This window comes from Winogradskyella ludwigii (assembly GCF_013403985.1).
Classification (GTDB): domain Bacteria; phylum Bacteroidota; class Bacteroidia; order Flavobacteriales; family Flavobacteriaceae; genus Winogradskyella; species Winogradskyella ludwigii.
Map to the genome: position 1 here is coordinate 967,707 of NZ_JABFDF010000001.1, position 19,059 is coordinate 986,765.

The window sequence follows — 19,059 nt, forward strand, 5'->3', positions numbered from 1 at the left end:
AAAATAAATTATGTTTTAATACTTATTTCCACCCACCACCAAGGGCTTCGTATAAATCTACTATAGATACTAATTGTTGTAATTTGCTATCTATAATGTTAAGCTCTGCACTTAAAGCACTCTGCCTTGCAGTTAATAAATCTAAATAGTTAGCATAACCATTTTTAAGTAATTCTTCTGAGTTTGCCTCAGCAGTGCGTAACGCTTCAACTTCATTTTTTCTAAATTCGAATTTTTTAGTTTCGGCATCAAAAGAATATAGAGCATTAGAGACTTCACTACCAGCAACCAATAAGGTTTTCTTAAAATTTAAAAGTGAAGCTTCTTGATTTGCAAGGGCAACTTCTTTTTGAGTTTTAAGTTTTCTTTGGTTTAAAAGTGGTTGCGTTAAGCCACCAACAATTGTAGCGAATAATGAATTAGCATTAAATAACTTATCTAATTCTAAACTTTGCAAACCACCAGAAGCTGTTAAAGTTAACGATGGATAAAAATTACTATTGGCTACATTGGTTAACTCAAAATCTTTAATTAAAGCATATTCTGCAGCCATAACATCTGGTCTATTTCTTAGCAATGTTGCAGGAACTCCCAGTTTCAAATCCTGAGAAATACTTTGAGTATCTAAATCACTTCTCTCAAACTCTTGAGGAGCTTTACCTAACAAAATACTCAACGTATTTTCTGTTTTAAAAATAGCAACTTCAATATCTACTTGTAATGCTCTTGCACTATTATATTGAGCGATATTTTGATCTACAGCAACTTGTGTTACTTGGCCAGCATCTTTTAAAGCTTTAATGGTTTCTACACCACTTTCTCTAGTTGCTATAGTTTGTTTGGTTATCTCTAACTGTGCATCTAAAGCTAATAGGTTGTAATACGTGTTTGCAATACTAGAAATCAGTTGTGTTTTCACCGCTTGATGTCCAGCAACATTTTGTAAATAATCAGCTTGCGACGCTCTTTTATTACTTCTTATTTTTCCCCAGATATCAGCTTCCCAAGATAAATCTGCAGTAACATCATAGGTATCTAAACCACCACTAAAAATTGAACCAAATTGGCTATTTTCTGAAAACTCTTGACGCGTATAATTAGCTCCTACACTTACAGTAGGCAAATAACCTGCTTTTCCTTGTTTTGCATAAGCCTCTGCAGCTATCATTTGCTGTATTGCAATACGTATGTCCATATTATTTTGTAGACCTTCTTCAATATAGTCTTGAAGCTTCTGATCTGTAAATAATGTTTTCCAAGATACATCTGCCATAGACATACTATCTGTTGGAAGATTTTCTGTTCTGTAAAGCGCTTCAGATTCTATATCTAATTCTGGTCGCACATAATCTTGTGCTACAAAACAACTTTGTAATGTTAGCGCTACAATTAGTAAAAGAGCTCCTTTACTAAAATTTCTATGTTTTATAATTGATTTCATAGTTTTATTCTTCAATAATTTGTACTGCTGGTTTACTAGAAAATTTTTCTTGTAACCATTGAAATAATATAAATAAAATAGGAATTACAAAGACCCCTAAAATGGTTCCTATAAGCAAGCCACCAACGGCTCCGGTTCCTATAGATCGGTTTCCTTCAGAACCAACTCCTGTTGCTAATACTAACGGCATTAACCCTAATATAAAAGCAAATGATGTCATTAAAATTGGACGCAAACGTACTTTTGCTCCGGTAATAGCCGCATCAACAATACTCTCTCCTGCTTTTCGTCGTTGTAATGCAACTTCTACAATAAGTATGGCATTTTTGGCTAATAAACCAATTAACATAATTAAGGAAATTTGAAAATAAATATTATTCTCTAATCCTAAAAGATGGGTACTTATATAAGCACCAAATACTCCAAATGGTAAAGATAGAATTACAGCAAACGGTAATAAATAACTTTCATATTGTGCACTTAATAAGAAATACACAAACAAAATACTTAAGATAAAAATGAACGTTGTTTGGTTTCCTGCACTCACCTCTTCACGAGTTAAACCAGAATAAGCAACGGTATAATTACTTGGTAATTTTGCGACTTCTTCTTCAATGACTCTAATAGCATCACCAGTACTAAACCCTTCATTGGTAGCACCTGTAATACTCGTAGAATTTAATAAGTTAAAACGCGTTACCGATTGTGGTCCATAAACGCGTTCTAAGTTTACAAACTGTGTAATTGGTGTCATTTCGCCTGTATCTGTTCTTACATACATGCTGTTTAAAGCATTTACATCTGCTCTGTCTTCTGGTAAAGCCTGAATATATACTCTAAACTGTTTTCCGAATTTAGAAAAATCTGAAGCATATATACCACCTATATAACCTTGTAAGGTTGAAAAAATACTAGATATATCAACTCCTTTTTCTTTTGCTAAAGGCACATTTACTTCCATCTCATATTGTGGATAGCTTGTATTAAAAGCCGATTGTGCATATTTAATTTCTGGATGACTCATTAAAGCCATTGTAAAATCTTTATTGGCTTGATCTAAGTCGGTGAATTCACCGCCAAATTTATCTAATAAATTAACTTCAAATCCTGCTGAATTACCAAATCCACGAATACTAGGTGGTGAGAAGAAAATAATTTTAGCCTCTGGAATTCCAGCTGCAATACCAAACAATTTTCCTGTAATAGCTGCTGAAGAAAGTGATGGATCTTCACGTTCACTCCAATCCTTCAACTTAATAATTCCCATTCCGTAGTTTGAGCCTGTACCATTTATTAAACTTCTACCTTTAATAAAGTTGACACCTACAATACCGTCCATACCATCAATTTTAGAGTATAGATTTCTTGCAACACCGTCTGTTCTATCTAAAGATGCACCAGCTGGTAATTCAATATTGGCAAAAATAATACCTCTATCTTCATTAGGTACGAAACCTGTTGGTGTATTATTTGCTGCCCAATAAATACCTACAACTGCAATAATTAATAACAATACAGACACAAATTTTTTCTTATATAAGAACTGAAGTGAATTTCCGTATTTGTTTATTGTGGCATTAAATCCACGATTAAAAAGTGTATAAAAACGTTTTAATGGACTTTTTCCTTTTAGTTCTTCATCTTCTTTATGTGACTTTAATAATAATGCACATAAAGCCGGACTTAATGTTAAGGCGTTTACTGCAGAAATTAGAATCGCAATAATTAACGTCACACCAAATTGTTCGTAGAACACACCTGTTGGACCTGTTACAAAAGTTACCGGAATAAATACAGCAGCCATTACCAAAGTAATAGAGATAATTGCTCCAGAAATTTCATTCATAGCAGTTAATGTCGCCTTCTTTGGATCTTTTTCTCCTTCATCCATTTTAGCATGGACGGCTTCCACAACAACAATGGCATCATCTACCACAATACCAATGGCGAGAACTAGTGCAAATAGTGTTAACAAGTTAATTGAATACCCAAAAACATTCAAGAAAAAGAACGTACCAATAATAGAAACTGGTACTGCAATTGCCGGAATTAATGTCGATCTAAAATCTTGTAAGAAAATAAATACCACTAAGAATACCAGTAAAAAGGCTTCAAGTAAAGTATGAATTACTTTTTCTATAGATGCGTTTAAGAATAAACTGGTATCATAAGGTACAAAAATACCTAAGCCTTCAGGTAAATCATTTTCTACAGCATCTAAAGTGGTTTTAATACCTTCAATAATCTCTTGTGCATTAGAACCTTTAGTTTGAAAAATCCCCATAAAAACAGCAGGATGTCCTAAACTCATTGCATTTGCTGCATAAGATTGTGCATCTAATTCTATAGTTGCTACATCTTTTAATCTTAAAAACTCACCGTTTCCTAAAGCTTTAATTACAATATCACTGTATTGTGCTTCGTCTTTAAAACGACCACTATAAGTTAAGGTATATGAAAAAGACTCTCCACTATTTTGACCTAAAGAACCTGCTGCGGCTTCTAAATTTTGTTCTGCTAAAGCTGCAGAAATATCTGAAGGAATTAGATTATAAGCTGCTAATTTTTCTGGCTTTAACCAAATACGCATGGCATAATCTTGTTGTGAGAATACACTAACATCACCAACACCACTAATACGTTGCATTGCAGGAATAACGTTAATTTTTAAGTAATTCTGAATAAACGTTGCATCATAATTCTCACTTTCAGAATACATAGAAACAAACATTAATGCACTCGTTTCTTGTTTCTGTGTGGTTACACCTGTTTGAGTAACCTCTTGTGGTAATAATGGTGTTGCTCTAGCGACACGGTTTTGTACGTTTACAGCTGCAATATCTGCATCCATATCCTGATCAAAATAGACCGTAATTTCAGCAGTTCCTGTATTTGATGCCGTAGACGTAATGTATGTCATTCCTTCTACACCATTAATTTGCTCTTCTATAGGAATAATAACACTCTCTAAAACGGTTTCTGCATTTGCACCAGTATAACTTGCAGACACCTTAATTGTTGGTGGTGCAATATCTGGGTATTCCTCTATTGGTAACGTACCAATACTTATTGCTCCTAGTAAAACTATAATAATAGAAATTACTGTCGAAAGCACAGGTCTTTCAATAAATGTTTTTAACATGACTAATATGTTTGGTGTTATTTAATTTCTGAATAAAGTTGCAATGGGCTTAATTGCTTCTTCAAAAGTTGTGTCTTGTGGTGCGATTACCATTCCGTTTCTTAGTTTACCTACTCCAGAAATAATAATTTTATCTTTTACATCTAAACCAGATCCTACAACATATAAGTTATCTACTGTTCCTTCTATTTCTAAAATAGCAGTTTCTACTTTGTTATCTTCACCAAGTTTAAAAATCATTACATTTCCTTGTTGCTCAAAAGTTGCTGTTTGAGGTACAACTATCGCATCTTTATATTCTATAGGAAATCTAATTCTACCACTATTTCCGTTAGTTAAAATTTCGTTAGGGTTATCAAAAGCGGCTCTAATCTTAATAGTACCTGTACTTTGGTTAACTTGTCCTGTGCTTGTTTGAATACGTCCTTTTTCAGAATACATCTTACCATTCGCTAAAATCAAACTTAAGTCTGGTGAATTTTTAATACGTTCAGCTTTCGTTGCTCCTTCTGAGCGTTGTAAATGATTGATATATTGTGCTTCGTTAAAACTAAAAAAAGCATAAACTTGATCTATTTCACTTACAGTAGTTAAAGGCCTTGCATCACTCGGGCTAATTAAAGTCCCCTCTCTGAAATTAATAGAACCAACATAACCATCTATTGGGCTTTTAATGGTTGCATAACCGATATTTGCAGAAACTCCACTATAATTTGCTTTTGCTTGTGCTAGATTTGCTTTTGCTGTTTCTAATTGTACGGCACTAATAATGTTCTTTTCTACAAGAGGAATCAATTTATCTACCTCTACTTGTGCTACATTAATACGTGCTTTTGCAGCACCTGCGTCTTGACTTAAAGATTGTGTTTCTAACTTAAATAACACTTGACCTTTACGTACTTTCTGTCCTTCATCTACATATACCTTTTCAATATAACCTGATGTTTTAGCTCTTACATCACTATTTACAACACCCTCTATAGTTGCAGGATATTCTGTAAAACCTGTTACAGTTTTAATTTGTAATTGAGTGACAGGAAAAGGTGCAGGAGGAGCTTCTTGAGCAGCTGCGGCATTATCTTTGTTCTCACCACAACTGATAATAACTAAGAATGAACTTAGTGCTATAATGGTATATAAAATTTTGTTTTTCATTTTTAATCTTTCTTTATATATGGAATTGGTTGTTTATTAACTTTTCTCTTAATTCTTTTACTGATGATGTGGCTTCATCTATAAACTTCACGTAATCATTATGAAAACTTAAATCGAATTTCTCATCTACGTTTTCAATTTTTTTAGTGTTTTGTTTTTCTTTATAATCTTTGATTTCTAAATGAATTTCTCGCTCTTGATCCCAATGATTTATCATTCTATCTACATGCTGAATAATCGTATTTTTATTAATTATAAAATATTTTTTACGATCTCCTGTTTTTGTGAAATATTCAATTTTATTTAGATCTTGTAAATGATTAAGGTGTGTAGAAATTGTGCTTTTACTTGCACAAAGAATACTCACCATATCTTCAAAAGTTGCTCCGGTTTTACCTGTTAGTATAATGTAAGATAAAATACGCGCAGCCACAGGAGCTAATTGTTCTCTTGCTTCTAAATGGACACCTAGTTTTTCAACTAAACCCATTTTTTTTTGGCATATACTTTCTTTCATTTTTAATTAATTTATTGATTACTGTTATTTGAAAGTGAACTATTCACAATAAATTTCATGCAAATATATTATTAGTTCGGAACAAACCGAACTAAACGAAGTTAAATTGATGTTAATAAAAAAAGCCGACTGATAACAGTCGGCTTTAGAATATATTTTTTGGAAGTTTATAAGGCAGATTTAAACTGCTCTAAGAAGCGAACATCATTCTCGCTCAATAATCTAATATCACTAATTTGGTTTAACAACATTGCTATACGATCTATACCAACACCAAAGGCAAAACCTGAGTATTCGGTGGCATCTATACCACAATTTGCTAAAACATTTGGGTCTACCATACCACAACCACCAATTTCTAACCAACCTGTTCCTTTGGTTATCTTATAATCTGTTTCGCTTTCTAATCCCCAAAACACATCGATTTCTGCACTTGGTTCTGTAAATGGAAAGTAAGATGGACGTAATCTGATCTTAGATTTACCAAATAATTCTGTTGTAAAGTATTGTAAGGTCTGTTTTAAATCTGCAAAACTGACATCTTTGTCAATATACAAACCTTCTAATTGATGAAAAAAGCAATGTGAACGTGCCGAAATTGCTTCATTTCTATAAACTCTACCTGGCGAAATAGTACGTATTGGCGGTTTATTGTTTTCCATATAACGCACTTGCACAGAGCTGGTATGTGTACGTAATAAAATATCTGGATCAGTTTGAATAAAAAACGTATCCTGCATATCTCTTGCCGGATGGTATTCTGGTAAATTTAACGCTGTAAAATTATGCCAATCGTCTTCGATTTCTGGACCTTCACTTACGTTAAAACCAATACGAGAAAAGATATCAATAATTTCATTTTTAACTATAGATATAGGATGACGCGCACCAATAGATATTGGTTCTCCTGGTCGAGATAAATCTCCATAAATTCCTTTATCCTCCTCCTGACTTTCTAAAGCTTCCTTTAAGTCATTAACTTTAGTTTCAGCTGTATTTTTAAGCTCATTAATTATTTGTCCGAATTCTCGTTTCTGATCATTCGCTACATTTTTTAATTCGCCATAAAATGCTTTTAAATGCCCTTTTGCACCTAAGTATTTAATTCTAAAGGCTTCAACCTCTTCTTTAGATTGTGCTTTAAAAGCTTCTGCTTCTGCTATAAGTTCTTTTATCTTATCTATCATGGTATCTATTCAAAAACGAGTGCAAATTTAGTTTTTTTTTGCGAGTTATGGTAACTGAACGATGTCTAAGCTATTCAATATATTCTGTTTCTACAAAATAATTAACAATCGCTTCTTTCATTAACACACTTTGCTCACCAGCTTTAAGATGAGGCAATTGCGCTAATACTTTATAATGTGGCCAACCATCGTCGTCTACAAAATCGAATTCATAAAACCCATAAGGCTCTAAAACCTTACAAATTGCAATATGCATTAAATCTAGTTTATGATCTTTTTTATATTCGCGATGCAATTGCCCAAGCTCTTGAACACCAATAAGATAAATTATAGAATCGAGATCTAATCGATCTCCGTCTGCAAACTGGTTAGAGAGTTTCTCTACCACCAAATCCCATCGTACTTTTAATTGTTCGTCTCTTGCCATGTTCTCTTACTATATAAATGGAAATCTTATTTGATTATTTTAATACTATTAGGTTCCATGCATTGAATTTATAATTGGGAATTCAACTCTAACCTTTTTTAAGACTTCAAAGTTAAGAAACTAAAGCATCTTGAATTGCGTTATTATTTATAAATGCGGAAAATTGTGTACGTTTGTCTAAACCACTACCACTATGAGTATAATTGACATTATTTTAGCAGCCCTTTTATTATTTGGATTTATACGTGGCTTATCTAAAGGACTTTTTGTAGAAGTTGCTTCTTTAGTTGCACTTGTTTTGGGTGTTTATGGTGCTATTCACTTTAGTTATTTTGCTTCTGAACTTTTAGAATCTAAGGTCGATTGGAATGAAAGAACCATAAATATTATCGCTTTTGCCATCACTTTTGTGGTGATTGTTTTGGTGATTAGCTTAGCAGGAAAAGCATTAACCAAATTAGCTGATTTTGCTGCTTTAGGCATTATAAATAAACTGGCAGGTGGTGTTTTTGGTGCTGTTAAGATTGGATTAATTCTTAGTGTACTTTTAATTGTTTTTCATAAAATGAATAATACCTTACCTTTTATGGAAAAAGAGGATCTAGAAGAAAGTATGCTTTATAAACCTGTAAAATCTTTAGCGCCAATGATTTTTCCTAGTTTAATAAAGAGTGAAGACGACACTATAATTAAAGAAGAAGAAGAAGAAGAAGAAGAATAAAAGCCACTTTCTCTATTGGATTTCATCTAATCCAAGTGGTAGATCTCCATAATATCTTTGAGATATTTTTCGAAATTAATTTTTAAATCTATTAATTTTCCTGTGTGAACGTCAAACACCCAACCGTGTACTTTTAAGCCTCTATCTCTATAAGCTTTTTGTACTGCTGCTGTTTTAATTAAATTTACACATTGCTCTTGTACATTAAGTTCTACTAAACGATCGTATTTTTTTTCTTCACAATCTATAGCATTCAACTCATCATGATGCATTCTATAAACGTCTCTAATATTACGTAACCAACCGTTTAACACCCCTAAATCTGCAGATTGCATGGCTGCTTTTACACCACCACATGCGTAATGTCCACAAACTACGACATGATTTACTTTTAAATGTGTAACCGCGTAATTAACTACAGACATGCCATTAGCGTCTGTACCAACTACCATATTGGCAATATTACGGTGTACAAAAACATCACCAGGACCAAGCCCCATTAATTCTTCGGCGGTTACTCTACTATCTGAGCACCCAATAAATAACAACTCTGGATTTTGACCTTCGCCTAACCTATCAAAATAAGCGGCATCATTTTCTAATTTGTCTTTAATCCACTTTTCATTATTTCTAAATACGTTACTTAAATCCATAGGTCTTCTTCTTTAATAATTATCTGCAACGTTATTTTTTATCCATTGTAAACATGTTCTAAAATCTTTAAAAATATGTTCATTCGGAATAAAATCTGGTATAATATCAATACGCTCCATCATATATCGTGGCTGTTTTAAAAGCCCAACAAATAAAACTTCGATATCATTCTTTTTCAATTCTTGAAGCATATCTTCCATAGCATATAAACCTGATTGATCCATATATTGCATTCTCCCTAATCTTAAAATGACCGTTTTTGCTGTTTTAGGTATCTGTTCGGTTAAGGCTTGAAAATCACTTGTAGAACCAAAAAACAAAGGGCCTTTAAGATGTTTTATAAAGACTTCTTCTTTTAAAGCTGAAGGAAAACTAGCTTCATCTTCCCAAGCTTCCTCTTTAAGTGACTTCACATCTGAACGTTCTGCTGTTAAGTCTCCAATTTTTTTCATAAACATTAAAGACGCAATAATTAAACCAATACCTACAGCATAAATTAAATCCCAAAATGTTGAAAGTACTAAAACAACAAGCATTATTAATACTTCTGAACTTAACTTTAAAGGACCAAATTTAATATCTCTTGGTAAACTTGGAATTGCTTTTAGACCTTTATAATCCATTACTCCTATACCAACCGTAATTAATATACCTGCTAAAACTGCTGCAGGAATTTTAGAAGCAATAGGTCCTAATGCTAACATAATAACTAATAGCATTACACCAGCTATCATACCTGATAGTTTTGTTCTTCCTCCTGCATTAATATTTACGACTGTTCTAATGGTTGCTCCTGCACCAGGAATACCTCCAAATATTGATGCAATACTGTTTCCAATCCCTTGACCAATTAATTCTTTATTTGGTTTGTGTTTAGTTTTGGTCATGTTATCTGCAACTACACTTGTTAACAGCGAATCTATAGCTCCCAATAATGACAATGTTAATGCTGTGAATATATAAGGTGTAATGTTTCCTAAATTAAAATTGGTAAACATCTCTAATTTTGGAACTGGAATCCCTCCAGGTATCTCAGAAATCCGAACATAACCTAAGTCAAATCCAAAAGCAATTCCGGACATTACAACTAAAGCAACTAAGGTGCTTGGAATCGCTGTAGTAATACGTTTAAAACCATAAATAATAAATATAGTTCCTAAAGCCAACAACAGCTCTAGCCATTTTATATGCTGTAAAGCTCTTGGTAAAACTTTGATTGCGCCAATAGTACCTGAAGCTTCTTTAGCCGCTAAAGTTCTCGATTCGTTTAAAATCTCTTCTGCTGTAATTAAATCTGCTCTATCAATAGTTTCTTTAAAGTTTTCGAGCACTAGGATACCTTCTCCTGCTTCTTCCTTTAGTATATTTTCTAGAATAACTTCTTCGGCTTGTGGCTTAAACTGTTCTACAAAGCTTTCATCTTCTTTAGGATAATACCCTAAGGATGGTAGAATTTGAGTTAAGAGAATAATAACGCCAATCGCAGTCATAAAACCAGAAACCACAGGGTAAGGAATGTATCTTATATATTTCCCAACTCCTAAAAACCCTAAACCAATTTGAATAAGACCTGCTAATAAAAAAACGGTTAGAATAGCAGGTAATGCTTTTTCTACACTGCCATCGTTTGCCGCAACTATACCAGCAATAATAACCATACTTACAGCAGTCATTGGTGCTGTTGGCCCAGAAATCTGAGTCGCTGTACCACCAAAAAGCGCTGCAAAGAAGCTAATAAAAATGGCTCCATACAAACCTGCTTCTGGACCTAAACCTGAAGAAACACCAAAAGCTAATGCCAAAGGCAAAGCAACAATTCCGGCTGTTATACCTCCAAAAGCATCACCTTTAATATTCGAAAACAAATTCTTCATGGTCTAATTATTAGCGTCTATTAAAATACCACAAATCTCGGTGAATTAAAAATTATAATTTCGTTATTTATTAAAGATTTACAAATGCAATTATATTGATTTGATCTCTTCCTGAATGTTCAAAAAACTGATTCATATAACCCAATTCTAACCTTAGCGTCTTAGAAAATTTATAGCCCAAACCTCCAAAAACTCTATTTCTATCAAAAACAGCAGACTCTGTATTTAAAAATATTTCATTATACATAGAAAGATATAAAGGATTCTTCCCATCTTCTTTATACTGAAGCGGAATATTAATGCCTAAAAAATACCTGAGGCGCATTTTAAAATCGTCTTCTACAAAACGCTGCTCAAAACGGTATCTATGACTCAAACCTACTTTTCCTATCTTTTGTTTTGTAGTAAATTGTTGAAATATGCGATGTTCATTTACCGAAACTTTATCATCAGTGTCACCACTATAATTTTCTGATAATATGTAACCATAACCTAGTAATATATTATTATTATCTGATAAATTATAACCAACTCCAGTTCTTATAAGCAATTGCTCTAGATCTCCAATAGCATTATAATTTCTGTACTGAACTTCATTATGAATATTCCATTTTGAATTCAGTTTTTTATTTCCAATATAGATTAGCCAATTTCCTAAATCACTGTCTTGTGCATTTACAAAAACAGGTAGCACCAACAAAAATGTCAGTGCTACCATGCTTAATCTCTTTCTTATAGAATATATTGATGTTCTTTTATTCATAAAAAGTAACGGCTCCTGAATTCACATCGTACATCGCTCCAATAATTTTAATCTCATTATTTTTCTCCATTTCTGTTAGAACTGGGCTTTCAGCATGAATTCTATCGATCATTAGATCTACATTAATATGTGAAACCTCATCTACAAATGCTAAGTTTTTAGACGTTCTTAAACTTTCGTCCTTAGGCTCTTTAACGGCATTTACAGCTGGTGTGATCTTCTGAATTAACTTCGTTAAATTACCCATTTCTGCATGATCACAAGCTCCTTTTACAGCACCACAACTTGTATGTCCTAATACAACTATTAATTCTGTACCTGCTAATTTACATGCAAACTCCATACTTCCTAAGATGTCTTCATTTACAATGTTACCTGCTACACGTACGCTAAAAATATCGCCTAAACCTTGATCGAATACCAATTCTGCAGAAACTCTAGAGTCAATACAACTTAAAATAGTAGCGAAAGGAAATTGCCCATCACTTGTATCATTTACTTGTTCTAAAAGGTTTCGGTTTGCTTTTAAGTTATTTTGAAATCTTTGGTTGCCTTCTTTTAAATATTGTAATGACTTTGCAGGTGTCATTGTAGATTGTGTTTCTTTTGTATGTGCTTTCATAATGTTTTGTTTTTTAAATAATTAAAATTGATTTTTTTACAATGCGTCAGAGACTAACAATGAAACATTCAACTTACTTATGACCTCTTTTAATGAGGTTCCTGTTGTGTTTTTATTTTTGCTTGGATCTCTATCTACACACAGTAAATTAATCTTATTTTTTAATAGATATGAAGAAAGCGTAGTCATGGCATTATCATTTTGCTCAAAGACATATTCAATTTTATTTTCTTCAGTTTCTAAAGCTGTAGTATTTAATTGGGTTTGACTATTAATAATTTTGAAAGATTTTAAAGGTGATTCTGAATGTGTGATTAGATCTTGCGAAAACTTACTTTCAAAAATTTTATTAGAATCATTAAAAACACCTAAAGTCATTTTTTTATTTGGCACTAATGCATTTTCATTGGATGCAATCATGATAATGCCTTTAAACTCTTTTAATATAAAACGTGTAACGCTATCTCCAATAAGTTGAAGTGGATTAGAATCGCGCTGACCCAAAACAATAATATCTGGCTTAACACTTTCAATTTTAGCTCTAATCTCTTCTTTTATTTTTCCAAATGAATAACTAAAACCAATTGTTACATTATAATCTGCTGAGATTGTCTTTACTAATCTTTCAATGGTCTTTTTGGTATTGTTATGTTCTTCATTTAAGGTTCTAATGGCAGATAACTGATTGTCACGATCTACAATATCAATGAATTTTTTAACATGAAACAATTCAATTTTTGCATCTATCATGTTGGCTAAACTCACACTACTTTTTAACGTTGTAGTCGTCGCTTTATTTAAATCTGAAAGTACCAGTATTTTATAGTTACCGTTTTTCATGATTTCTAACTTAAACTGATATTAGACTTAGGTCTTAATTGAAAAAACTCAATAAAACTTGGCGGATTTTCTACAATACCACGTTTTGAAATTAACTTAATATCTATATTTCGTTCTTTTGCTTTAAACGCAAAATCTTCGAGAATTTCAACAATATCATAATCAAGATATCTTGTTTTAGTCACATCAAATTCTAAATAAGTGTCTCTTGGCAAACTATCTAATTCCTTTAAAATAGCACCTTTATTAAAGAAGGTTACTTCTTCTGCAAGTTCCATTTTAATTTTATGTTTTCCGTTACTATTATCTTCGATATGAAGAAAGTGAGAGTTTTGGTAACTTTTTAGTAATATAACAACAATACCAACAGCCAATCCTAAACCAATACCTACTAATAAATCTGTAAAAACAATACCTACTACAGTTACAAAAAATGGAACCGATTGTTTCCATCCTAATTTATACATTTTCACAAATAGTGATGGTTTTGCAAGTTTGTAACCCACTATCAATAAAATTGCAGCTAATACAGATAAAGGAATCTTATTAAGTAGTGTAGGAATTAAAATTACAGAAATCAATAATAATAACCCGTGAAAAATAGCCGACATCTTAGATTTTCCACCAGATTGAATATTAGCAGAACTTCTTACAATTACTTGAGTTATTGGAAGACCACCAACTAAACCAGATAAAATATTACCTGTACCTTGAGCTAATAATTCTCTATTTGTAGGTGTAACATTTTTGTCTGGATCTATCTTATCAGATGCTTCTACACATAATAATGTTTCTAAACTTGCTACTAAAGCAATAGTGAAAGCAACAACCCAAACTTCTGGATTTGTGATAACTGCAAAATTAGGAAATCTAAATTGACCAATAAAAGAATCTATACTATCTGGAACTGGTACACTTACTAAATGTGAATTTGCAATAGCTAGTGTTTCATTAGATTTTGTTACTAAGAAAAAAACGATTCCTACTACAACGGCAACTAAAGGACCTTGAATAATTTCAAAAAACTTTCCTTTTTTTACTAAAACATTACTCCATAATATTAAAATACCTAAGGCTATAAAACCAACAACCATTGAACCTATAATAAGGTTATCAAAAATATGCCAAATTGCAGAAAACGTATTTTCTCCTGAAGCTTCTACAAAGCTATCTGCTCCTTCCGCTTCAGCATCGTAACCAAAGAAGTGCGGTATTTGTTTTAAAATAATGATTATTCCAATACCTGTAAGCATCCCTTTAATAACAGATGAAGGAAAATAATAACCAATAATTCCGGCTTTTAAAATTCCAAAAACTAATTGAATAACACCACCTAAAACTACGGCAACCAAGAAGTTTTCATAACCTCCTAAAGTACCAATTGCAGTTAATACAATAGCAGCTAAACCTGCTGCAGGTCCACTTACTCCAATTTTAGAACCACTTAAGGCTCCTACTACAACTCCTCCAATAATTCCGGCAATTACTCCAGAGAAAAGAGGTGCGCCACTGGCTAAAGCAATACCTAAACATAAAGGTAAGGCTACAAAAAATACAACAACACTTGCAGGCAAGTCGTTTTTTAATGTTTTGAACATTTGATATAATGATTTTACTATTGAATGGAATTCAACAGTGATTTTAATACTTATTTTGAGGACAATGAATGTCGGACGAGTAAAATGACGTTATTGGAACTTTAATGTTTCTCGAAAATTTGATATTACATTACCTAAATTTTTACTTTTATAAATGGCATAGCCCATGACTATGTGATTTATAAAAGCATCTTAAAGATAAAACATCTATGATTTCCGAATTAAAACGAATGGTTATGCCACTTCTATTTTAAATAAAATCGGGAGGAGGAAAAACTAAATTAAGGTGAGGTTTGGTATACTGTTTAAACGTATATCCAATAAGGTGTGTGTTTTCTTGATCTTCAAACAAAAATTCTGGAGTTTGATGATCTTTATCAAAGAGAAGCTTCGCATTTGCATTTTCTTCTTCTTCGTTTACACTTAAAAAGCAAGTTGTGTCTATTGAGTCATCAATAGTCAAAATAACTGTAGGTGCACTGATAAGTGCCATAAATAATATGGTAACAAAAATGGCTATTTTGTTCTTAGTGCTTTTTTGCATAAGCGACAAAGATAATAAGTTAGATATTAACAACTGTTAAATAAGTTCTAAAAATCTTTTAATAGTCTAATATCTTTTGTAGGAATCCAACCTGTAGAATTGTCTGAGATTTTAATTTTTTTCCAATCATCATACGTTTCTATGACTTGGACCTTGGTTCCTTCATGCAATCTAAAGACTTCTTCACTTGTAGCACTAGGATCTGTTTTTACTCTACTTTCTTGAGAAAATACAATAGCAGGATTATATTTTTTATTTAAACTATACTTCTGAAACGCCATGGCAACAGAAAAACAAGCAATAAATAAGGCTATTACACTTGTAACAAATGCAATTCGTTTTTTAGTTGTTGTGTGAGAAAAATGATATGCTAAAAATATTATAACAAATAAGAGCACTCCAGCTATAGCAATCATAGCCCAAGTATCTGTATTATATATATTGACTACATTATTGATAATACGAGAAAAACCAACTACAGGAACTTTATCTATGGCGTCTATCGTCATGTTTTGTGCAAACGCCAAATTGTTTTGTATGTCTTTATCGTTAGGCTCTAATTGTAATGCTTTTTCGTAATAAAAAATACTAGGTGCAATATTATTGAGCTTATAATTGGCATTCCCTAAGTTAAAATATAACTCAGCCGAATGCTGCTTAGAGTCTAAAATGGATTCATATTTATCAATAGCTTCTGCATACTTTCCGTTATTATATAACGTATTGGCCTCACTAAACTTTTGGTCGTTTTGAGAGAATCCAATGCTGCTAAAACAACATAAAAGTAATACCAAATAAATTTTAATGGCTTTCATATTATCTCAATTGCTTATCTATTAATGAAATTGTATTTGCTGCTTTGTCAAAATCATTCTGCATGGTAACTTGTGTAATTGGTGTGTAACGTGCCAATTCACAATTCTCTAAAATGGATAAAAAATCTGAAACCACATGACTTTGAACCTCACGTTCTGCTAATAGACTTTCAATTTTTTCTTTATTAAAATCGCTAGTTTCAATATTTAATTTTGCCTTTAAATAATTATGAAGGGCTTTCTCTAAAGCTAAATAAAAAGCTTCCTTTTTTCCTAAGGCTTTTTTAGCTTCTCCTAAATACTTTTTAGCTAAACGATCTGCTTTTCTAATTCGGTTACCTTGAACATCTGCATTTCGCTTGTCTCTACCACGTCTAAAAATGATAGCTAAAGGAATCGCTAAAAATGGCAATAGTAGTAACAACCAAAATCGTGTAGATTTAAAGAGCGGTTCTGATGTGATATCAGACCAATTAGATGACGTTTTTATAAACGCAAATGTATGACTAGTAGGATTTACACTTTGTTTATTATCTACTGCTACATTTTCCGCATTACTGCTTGCTGCAGTAGGCCCTTCTATAACATCAATTATAACTTCGTCTGAAGTAATACGTTTATAACTTTCAGAATTAGGATCGAAATATGAAAATGAAATACTTGGCACTGGGTATTTACCTCTGTACTGAGGCACAATAGTATAAGTATCTGAAATACTACCTTGCATTCCACTTAAGTTGGTACGAACATTCTCTTGATGTTCTGGCTCATAAACTTCTAAAGAACTAGGAACGGTTAACTTTGGTAGTTCAAACAATTTTAAATTTCCTTTTCCTTTTACCTCAATTTTTGCTTGTAACGATTCTGTTGCGTTTAACTGCGTTTTAGATGTTGTAACGTTAAACTCATAAGTACCAACAGCACCTGTAAAATCTGCAGGTCTACCTTGTTCTGGTAACGCTTTTACATTTATAGTTCTACTACCAGCTGTAACCACTCTAGGTACTTTTGTCATTAAAGCACGTCCAAAAATATCTCGTCGGTTAGAGGGCACCTCTACTGTAATATCTAATACTAAAGGTTCTAATTTTAAGGCTCCTGTTTTCTGAGGATAAAGCACCGTTTTTCTAAGAACTACGTAACGATATCGCTCTCCTTTATATTCTCCTTCGAGAGCATTAATTCCTTTTATTTCTATGTTCTGACTCCAAAAATCATTATACCTAGGAGTCTCTTTTTCTCTCCAACTATTAACACCAATATCTGGTGACACATAGAGTTTATAAACTACTGTTATGGCTTCGTTTAGATATGGGTTTGCTTTTGAAACCTCTGCTACTAAATGAATCTTATCATTAGCAGTATCCGAAGCTGCTGTGCTTCCATTAGGTTTACTTACTGCTGCTGTAACATTAACTGTTATTGGAAATGTCTTATAAGTTTCCCCATCTATTTCTATGGTAGCTTGCTTAATTGTGAATTTTCCACGAGATTTTGGTGCTAAAAAATAACTATACGTTTTTTGATAAGAGCGTTTACCATTTCTCCAAGAATTACTAACAGAGGTGTTTGGACCACCTACCACATCGAAATTTTCAAAACTTGGTGGTACAAAATTGTCACCATCTTGGTTCATCTCAAAATCGATACGCAAACGCTCGTTAATTCCTAATGTTGTCTTACTTACTTTAGCTTCAAATTTTACTTGTGCAGAAGCGATACTTGTTGCAAGTATGAGGAAAAGAATTGATATGTGTTTTATTAGTTTCATTTATAATTTAGGGTAAATCAGACTAAATAAAGTTATTAAACCTACCAGTCTTTTTCAGTTTTAACCTTTGCTCCTTTCTGCTTTTCAGCATTCATTTTCTCTTGAACCTTTTGTTCTTGATTCTGCATGGCTTCCAAAATGTTCTTTATTTGCTGAGGAGACATTTGTCCTGGTTGAGGCTTAGGTTGTTTCTTTTCGTCTTTATCGCCTTTGCCTTCATCCTTTTTATCATCTTTTGGCTTTCCTTCATCATCCTTATCCTTATCGCCATCCTTTTTGTCCTTATCTCCTTCGTCCTTTTTATCTTGGTCGTCTTTCTTGTCTTTATCGTCCTTGTTCTCGTCGTCTTTCTTTTGATCTTCTTCTTTGTCTTTTTCTTCGTTTTTATCCTCGTCCTTTTTATCGTCTTCTCCACCACCATCTTGCTGCTGCTGTTCTGCACATTCTTTAGCTAAGGCGAAGTTGTAGCGTGACTCTTCATCATTGGGATTGTTTCTCAACGCATTTTTAAAAGCTTCTACAGCTTCTTTACATTGTTCATTTTGCATTAAAATATTTCCAATATTATGAAATGCTCTGTGTTTTTCGTCTTTTGTAATGGCGTTTTTAGCGGCTTCTTGACTTCTGAATAGCGCCTCATCAAAACTGCCTTTTTTATAATATGAATGTGCCAAATTATAAGCTCCTACAGCTTTACTTGGTGCTTCTGAAATGGCTTTTCTGTATTCCATTTCTGCTTCTACATAGTTATCTTCTGCTGCTAACTCATTTGCTTTATAAACCAAATTAGTTGCATTTTTTTCTGCTTTTAACTGCTCCTCATTTTGATCTTGAGAAAACCCAAGACTTCCAGTTATTAGCGTAATAAGTAGTATATAAAATTTCATATGTATATTAATTATGAAAACAACGTCTAAATTACTAAAGCCTTTAATGACTTAGCGTTAAAGAAAATTTAAATCTTAGAAATTTATTTCAATCCCTTCTA

17 protein-coding genes are annotated in these 19,059 nt (G+C 32.6%); 1 reads left to right on the forward strand and 16 read right to left on the reverse strand.

The features are described from left to right. Nucleotides 1-22: 22 nt before the first annotated feature. The 6 genes from HM981_RS04055 to HM981_RS04080 form a co-directional block, all read right to left on the reverse strand. Nucleotides 23-1,441 carry an efflux transporter outer membrane subunit gene (locus tag HM981_RS04055; protein WP_179337295.1) on the reverse strand — a complete coding sequence of 473 codons (1,419 nt, stop codon included), beginning with the start codon at nucleotides 1,439-1,441 and terminating at the stop codon, nucleotides 23-25. Nucleotides 1,442-1,445: 4 nt separating this feature from the next. After that, entirely contained in the window at nucleotides 1,446-4,583 is a 3,138-nt protein-coding gene (locus tag HM981_RS04060) for an efflux RND transporter permease subunit (protein ID WP_179337296.1), read from the reverse strand. A 21-nt stretch (nucleotides 4,584-4,604) separates the two neighbouring features. Then, a complete protein-coding gene (locus HM981_RS04065) occupies nucleotides 4,605-5,738 on the reverse strand; it encodes an efflux RND transporter periplasmic adaptor subunit (protein WP_179337297.1) in 1,134 nt (377 codons plus the stop codon). 13 nt (nucleotides 5,739-5,751) lie between these two features. Beyond that, nucleotides 5,752-6,255, reverse strand: a complete 504-nt coding sequence (locus tag HM981_RS04070) for a GbsR/MarR family transcriptional regulator (RefSeq protein ID WP_179337298.1) — start codon at nucleotides 6,253-6,255, stop codon at nucleotides 5,752-5,754. A 167-nt stretch (nucleotides 6,256-6,422) separates the two neighbouring features. Beyond that, the gene (gene pheS / locus HM981_RS04075; protein ID WP_179337299.1) at nucleotides 6,423-7,442 is read right to left on the reverse strand and encodes a phenylalanine--tRNA ligase subunit alpha; all 1,020 of its coding nucleotides are present in this window, start codon (nucleotides 7,440-7,442) and stop codon (nucleotides 6,423-6,425) included. A 70-nt stretch (nucleotides 7,443-7,512) separates the two neighbouring features. After that, the gene (locus tag HM981_RS04080; RefSeq protein ID WP_179337300.1) at nucleotides 7,513-7,869 is read right to left on the reverse strand and encodes a hypothetical protein; all 357 of its coding nucleotides are present in this window, start codon (nucleotides 7,867-7,869) and stop codon (nucleotides 7,513-7,515) included. 193 nt (nucleotides 7,870-8,062) lie between these two features. On the opposite strand from HM981_RS04080, the gene HM981_RS04085 reads away from it, so the two are divergent. Then, nucleotides 8,063-8,590 (forward strand): CvpA family protein, encoded by a 528-nt coding sequence (locus tag HM981_RS04085; protein WP_179337301.1) that lies wholly within the window; start codon nucleotides 8,063-8,065, stop codon nucleotides 8,588-8,590. A gap of 26 nt (nucleotides 8,591-8,616) precedes the next feature. On the opposite strand, the gene HM981_RS04090 is transcribed toward HM981_RS04085, so the two are convergent. The 10 genes from HM981_RS04090 to HM981_RS04135 form a co-directional block, all read right to left on the reverse strand. After that, a complete protein-coding gene (locus HM981_RS04090) occupies nucleotides 8,617-9,243 on the reverse strand; it encodes a carbonic anhydrase (RefSeq protein WP_179337302.1) in 627 nt (208 codons plus the stop codon). A gap of 12 nt (nucleotides 9,244-9,255) precedes the next feature. Continuing rightward, a complete protein-coding gene (locus HM981_RS04095) occupies nucleotides 9,256-11,118 on the reverse strand; it encodes a SulP family inorganic anion transporter (protein WP_179337303.1) in 1,863 nt (620 codons plus the stop codon). Nucleotides 11,119-11,188: 70 nt separating this feature from the next. Next, a complete protein-coding gene (locus tag HM981_RS04100; RefSeq protein WP_246286101.1) occupies nucleotides 11,189-11,836 on the reverse strand; it encodes a DUF2490 domain-containing protein in 648 nt (215 codons plus the stop codon). Nucleotides 11,837-11,873: 37 nt separating this feature from the next. After that, the gene (locus HM981_RS04105) at nucleotides 11,874-12,503 is read right to left on the reverse strand and encodes a carbonic anhydrase family protein (protein WP_179337305.1); all 630 of its coding nucleotides are present in this window, start codon (nucleotides 12,501-12,503) and stop codon (nucleotides 11,874-11,876) included. 36 nt (nucleotides 12,504-12,539) lie between these two features. Continuing rightward, nucleotides 12,540-13,343, reverse strand: a complete 804-nt coding sequence (locus HM981_RS04110) for a universal stress protein (protein WP_179337306.1) — start codon at nucleotides 13,341-13,343, stop codon at nucleotides 12,540-12,542. A gap of 5 nt (nucleotides 13,344-13,348) precedes the next feature. Beyond that, complete coding sequence (locus HM981_RS04115) at nucleotides 13,349-14,941, reverse strand: SulP family inorganic anion transporter (RefSeq protein ID WP_179337307.1); 1,593 nt, start codon at nucleotides 14,939-14,941, stop codon at nucleotides 13,349-13,351. A gap of 250 nt (nucleotides 14,942-15,191) precedes the next feature. Further along, nucleotides 15,192-15,485 carry a hypothetical protein gene (locus HM981_RS04120; protein ID WP_179337308.1) on the reverse strand — a complete coding sequence of 98 codons (294 nt, stop codon included), beginning with the start codon at nucleotides 15,483-15,485 and terminating at the stop codon, nucleotides 15,192-15,194. Between the two features lie 47 nt (nucleotides 15,486-15,532). Continuing rightward, the gene (locus tag HM981_RS04125; RefSeq protein ID WP_179337309.1) at nucleotides 15,533-16,300 is read right to left on the reverse strand and encodes a tetratricopeptide repeat protein; all 768 of its coding nucleotides are present in this window, start codon (nucleotides 16,298-16,300) and stop codon (nucleotides 15,533-15,535) included. Nucleotide 16,301: 1 nt separating this feature from the next. Beyond that, the gene (locus HM981_RS04130) at nucleotides 16,302-18,071 is read right to left on the reverse strand and encodes a BatD family protein (protein ID WP_179337310.1); all 1,770 of its coding nucleotides are present in this window, start codon (nucleotides 18,069-18,071) and stop codon (nucleotides 16,302-16,304) included. Between the two features lie 41 nt (nucleotides 18,072-18,112). Beyond that, entirely contained in the window at nucleotides 18,113-18,958 is an 846-nt protein-coding gene (locus HM981_RS04135) for an aerotolerance regulator BatC (RefSeq protein ID WP_179337311.1), read from the reverse strand. Nucleotides 18,959-19,059 lie beyond the last annotated feature (101 nt).

Coding starts and splice junctions, on each gene's coding strand:
- HM981_RS04125 (WP_179337309.1), bottom strand. CDS start 16,300: ATGAAAGCCATTAAAATTTATTTGGTATTACTTTTATGTTGTTTTAGC.
- HM981_RS04115 (WP_179337307.1), bottom strand. CDS start 14,941: ATGTTCAAAACATTAAAAAACGACTTGCCTGCAAGTGTTGTTGTATTT.
- HM981_RS04080 (WP_179337300.1), bottom strand. CDS start 7,869: ATGGCAAGAGACGAACAATTAAAAGTACGATGGGATTTGGTGGTAGAG.
- HM981_RS04120 (WP_179337308.1), bottom strand. CDS start 15,485: ATGCAAAAAAGCACTAAGAACAAAATAGCCATTTTTGTTACCATATTA.
- HM981_RS04105 (WP_179337305.1), bottom strand. CDS start 12,503: ATGAAAGCACATACAAAAGAAACACAATCTACAATGACACCTGCAAAG.
- HM981_RS04095 (WP_179337303.1), bottom strand. CDS start 11,118: ATGAAGAATTTGTTTTCGAATATTAAAGGTGATGCTTTTGGAGGTATA.
- HM981_RS04070 (WP_179337298.1), bottom strand. CDS start 6,255: ATGAAAGAAAGTATATGCCAAAAAAAAATGGGTTTAGTTGAAAAACTA.
- HM981_RS04100 (WP_246286101.1), bottom strand. CDS start 11,836: ATGGTAGCACTGACATTTTTGTTGGTGCTACCTGTTTTTGTAAATGCA.
- HM981_RS04135 (WP_179337311.1), bottom strand. CDS start 18,958: ATGAAATTTTATATACTACTTATTACGCTAATAACTGGAAGTCTTGGG.
- HM981_RS04090 (WP_179337302.1), bottom strand. CDS start 9,243: ATGGATTTAAGTAACGTATTTAGAAATAATGAAAAGTGGATTAAAGAC.
- HM981_RS04060 (WP_179337296.1), bottom strand. CDS start 4,583: ATGTTAAAAACATTTATTGAAAGACCTGTGCTTTCGACAGTAATTTCT.
- HM981_RS04130 (WP_179337310.1), bottom strand. CDS start 18,071: ATGAAACTAATAAAACACATATCAATTCTTTTCCTCATACTTGCAACA.
- pheS (WP_179337299.1), bottom strand. CDS start 7,442: ATGATAGATAAGATAAAAGAACTTATAGCAGAAGCAGAAGCTTTTAAA.
- HM981_RS04065 (WP_179337297.1), bottom strand. CDS start 5,738: ATGAAAAACAAAATTTTATATACCATTATAGCACTAAGTTCATTCTTA.
- HM981_RS04110 (WP_179337306.1), bottom strand. CDS start 13,343: ATGAAAAACGGTAACTATAAAATACTGGTACTTTCAGATTTAAATAAA.
- HM981_RS04055 (WP_179337295.1), bottom strand. CDS start 1,441: ATGAAATCAATTATAAAACATAGAAATTTTAGTAAAGGAGCTCTTTTA.
- HM981_RS04085 (WP_179337301.1), top strand. CDS start 8,063: ATGAGTATAATTGACATTATTTTAGCAGCCCTTTTATTATTTGGATTT.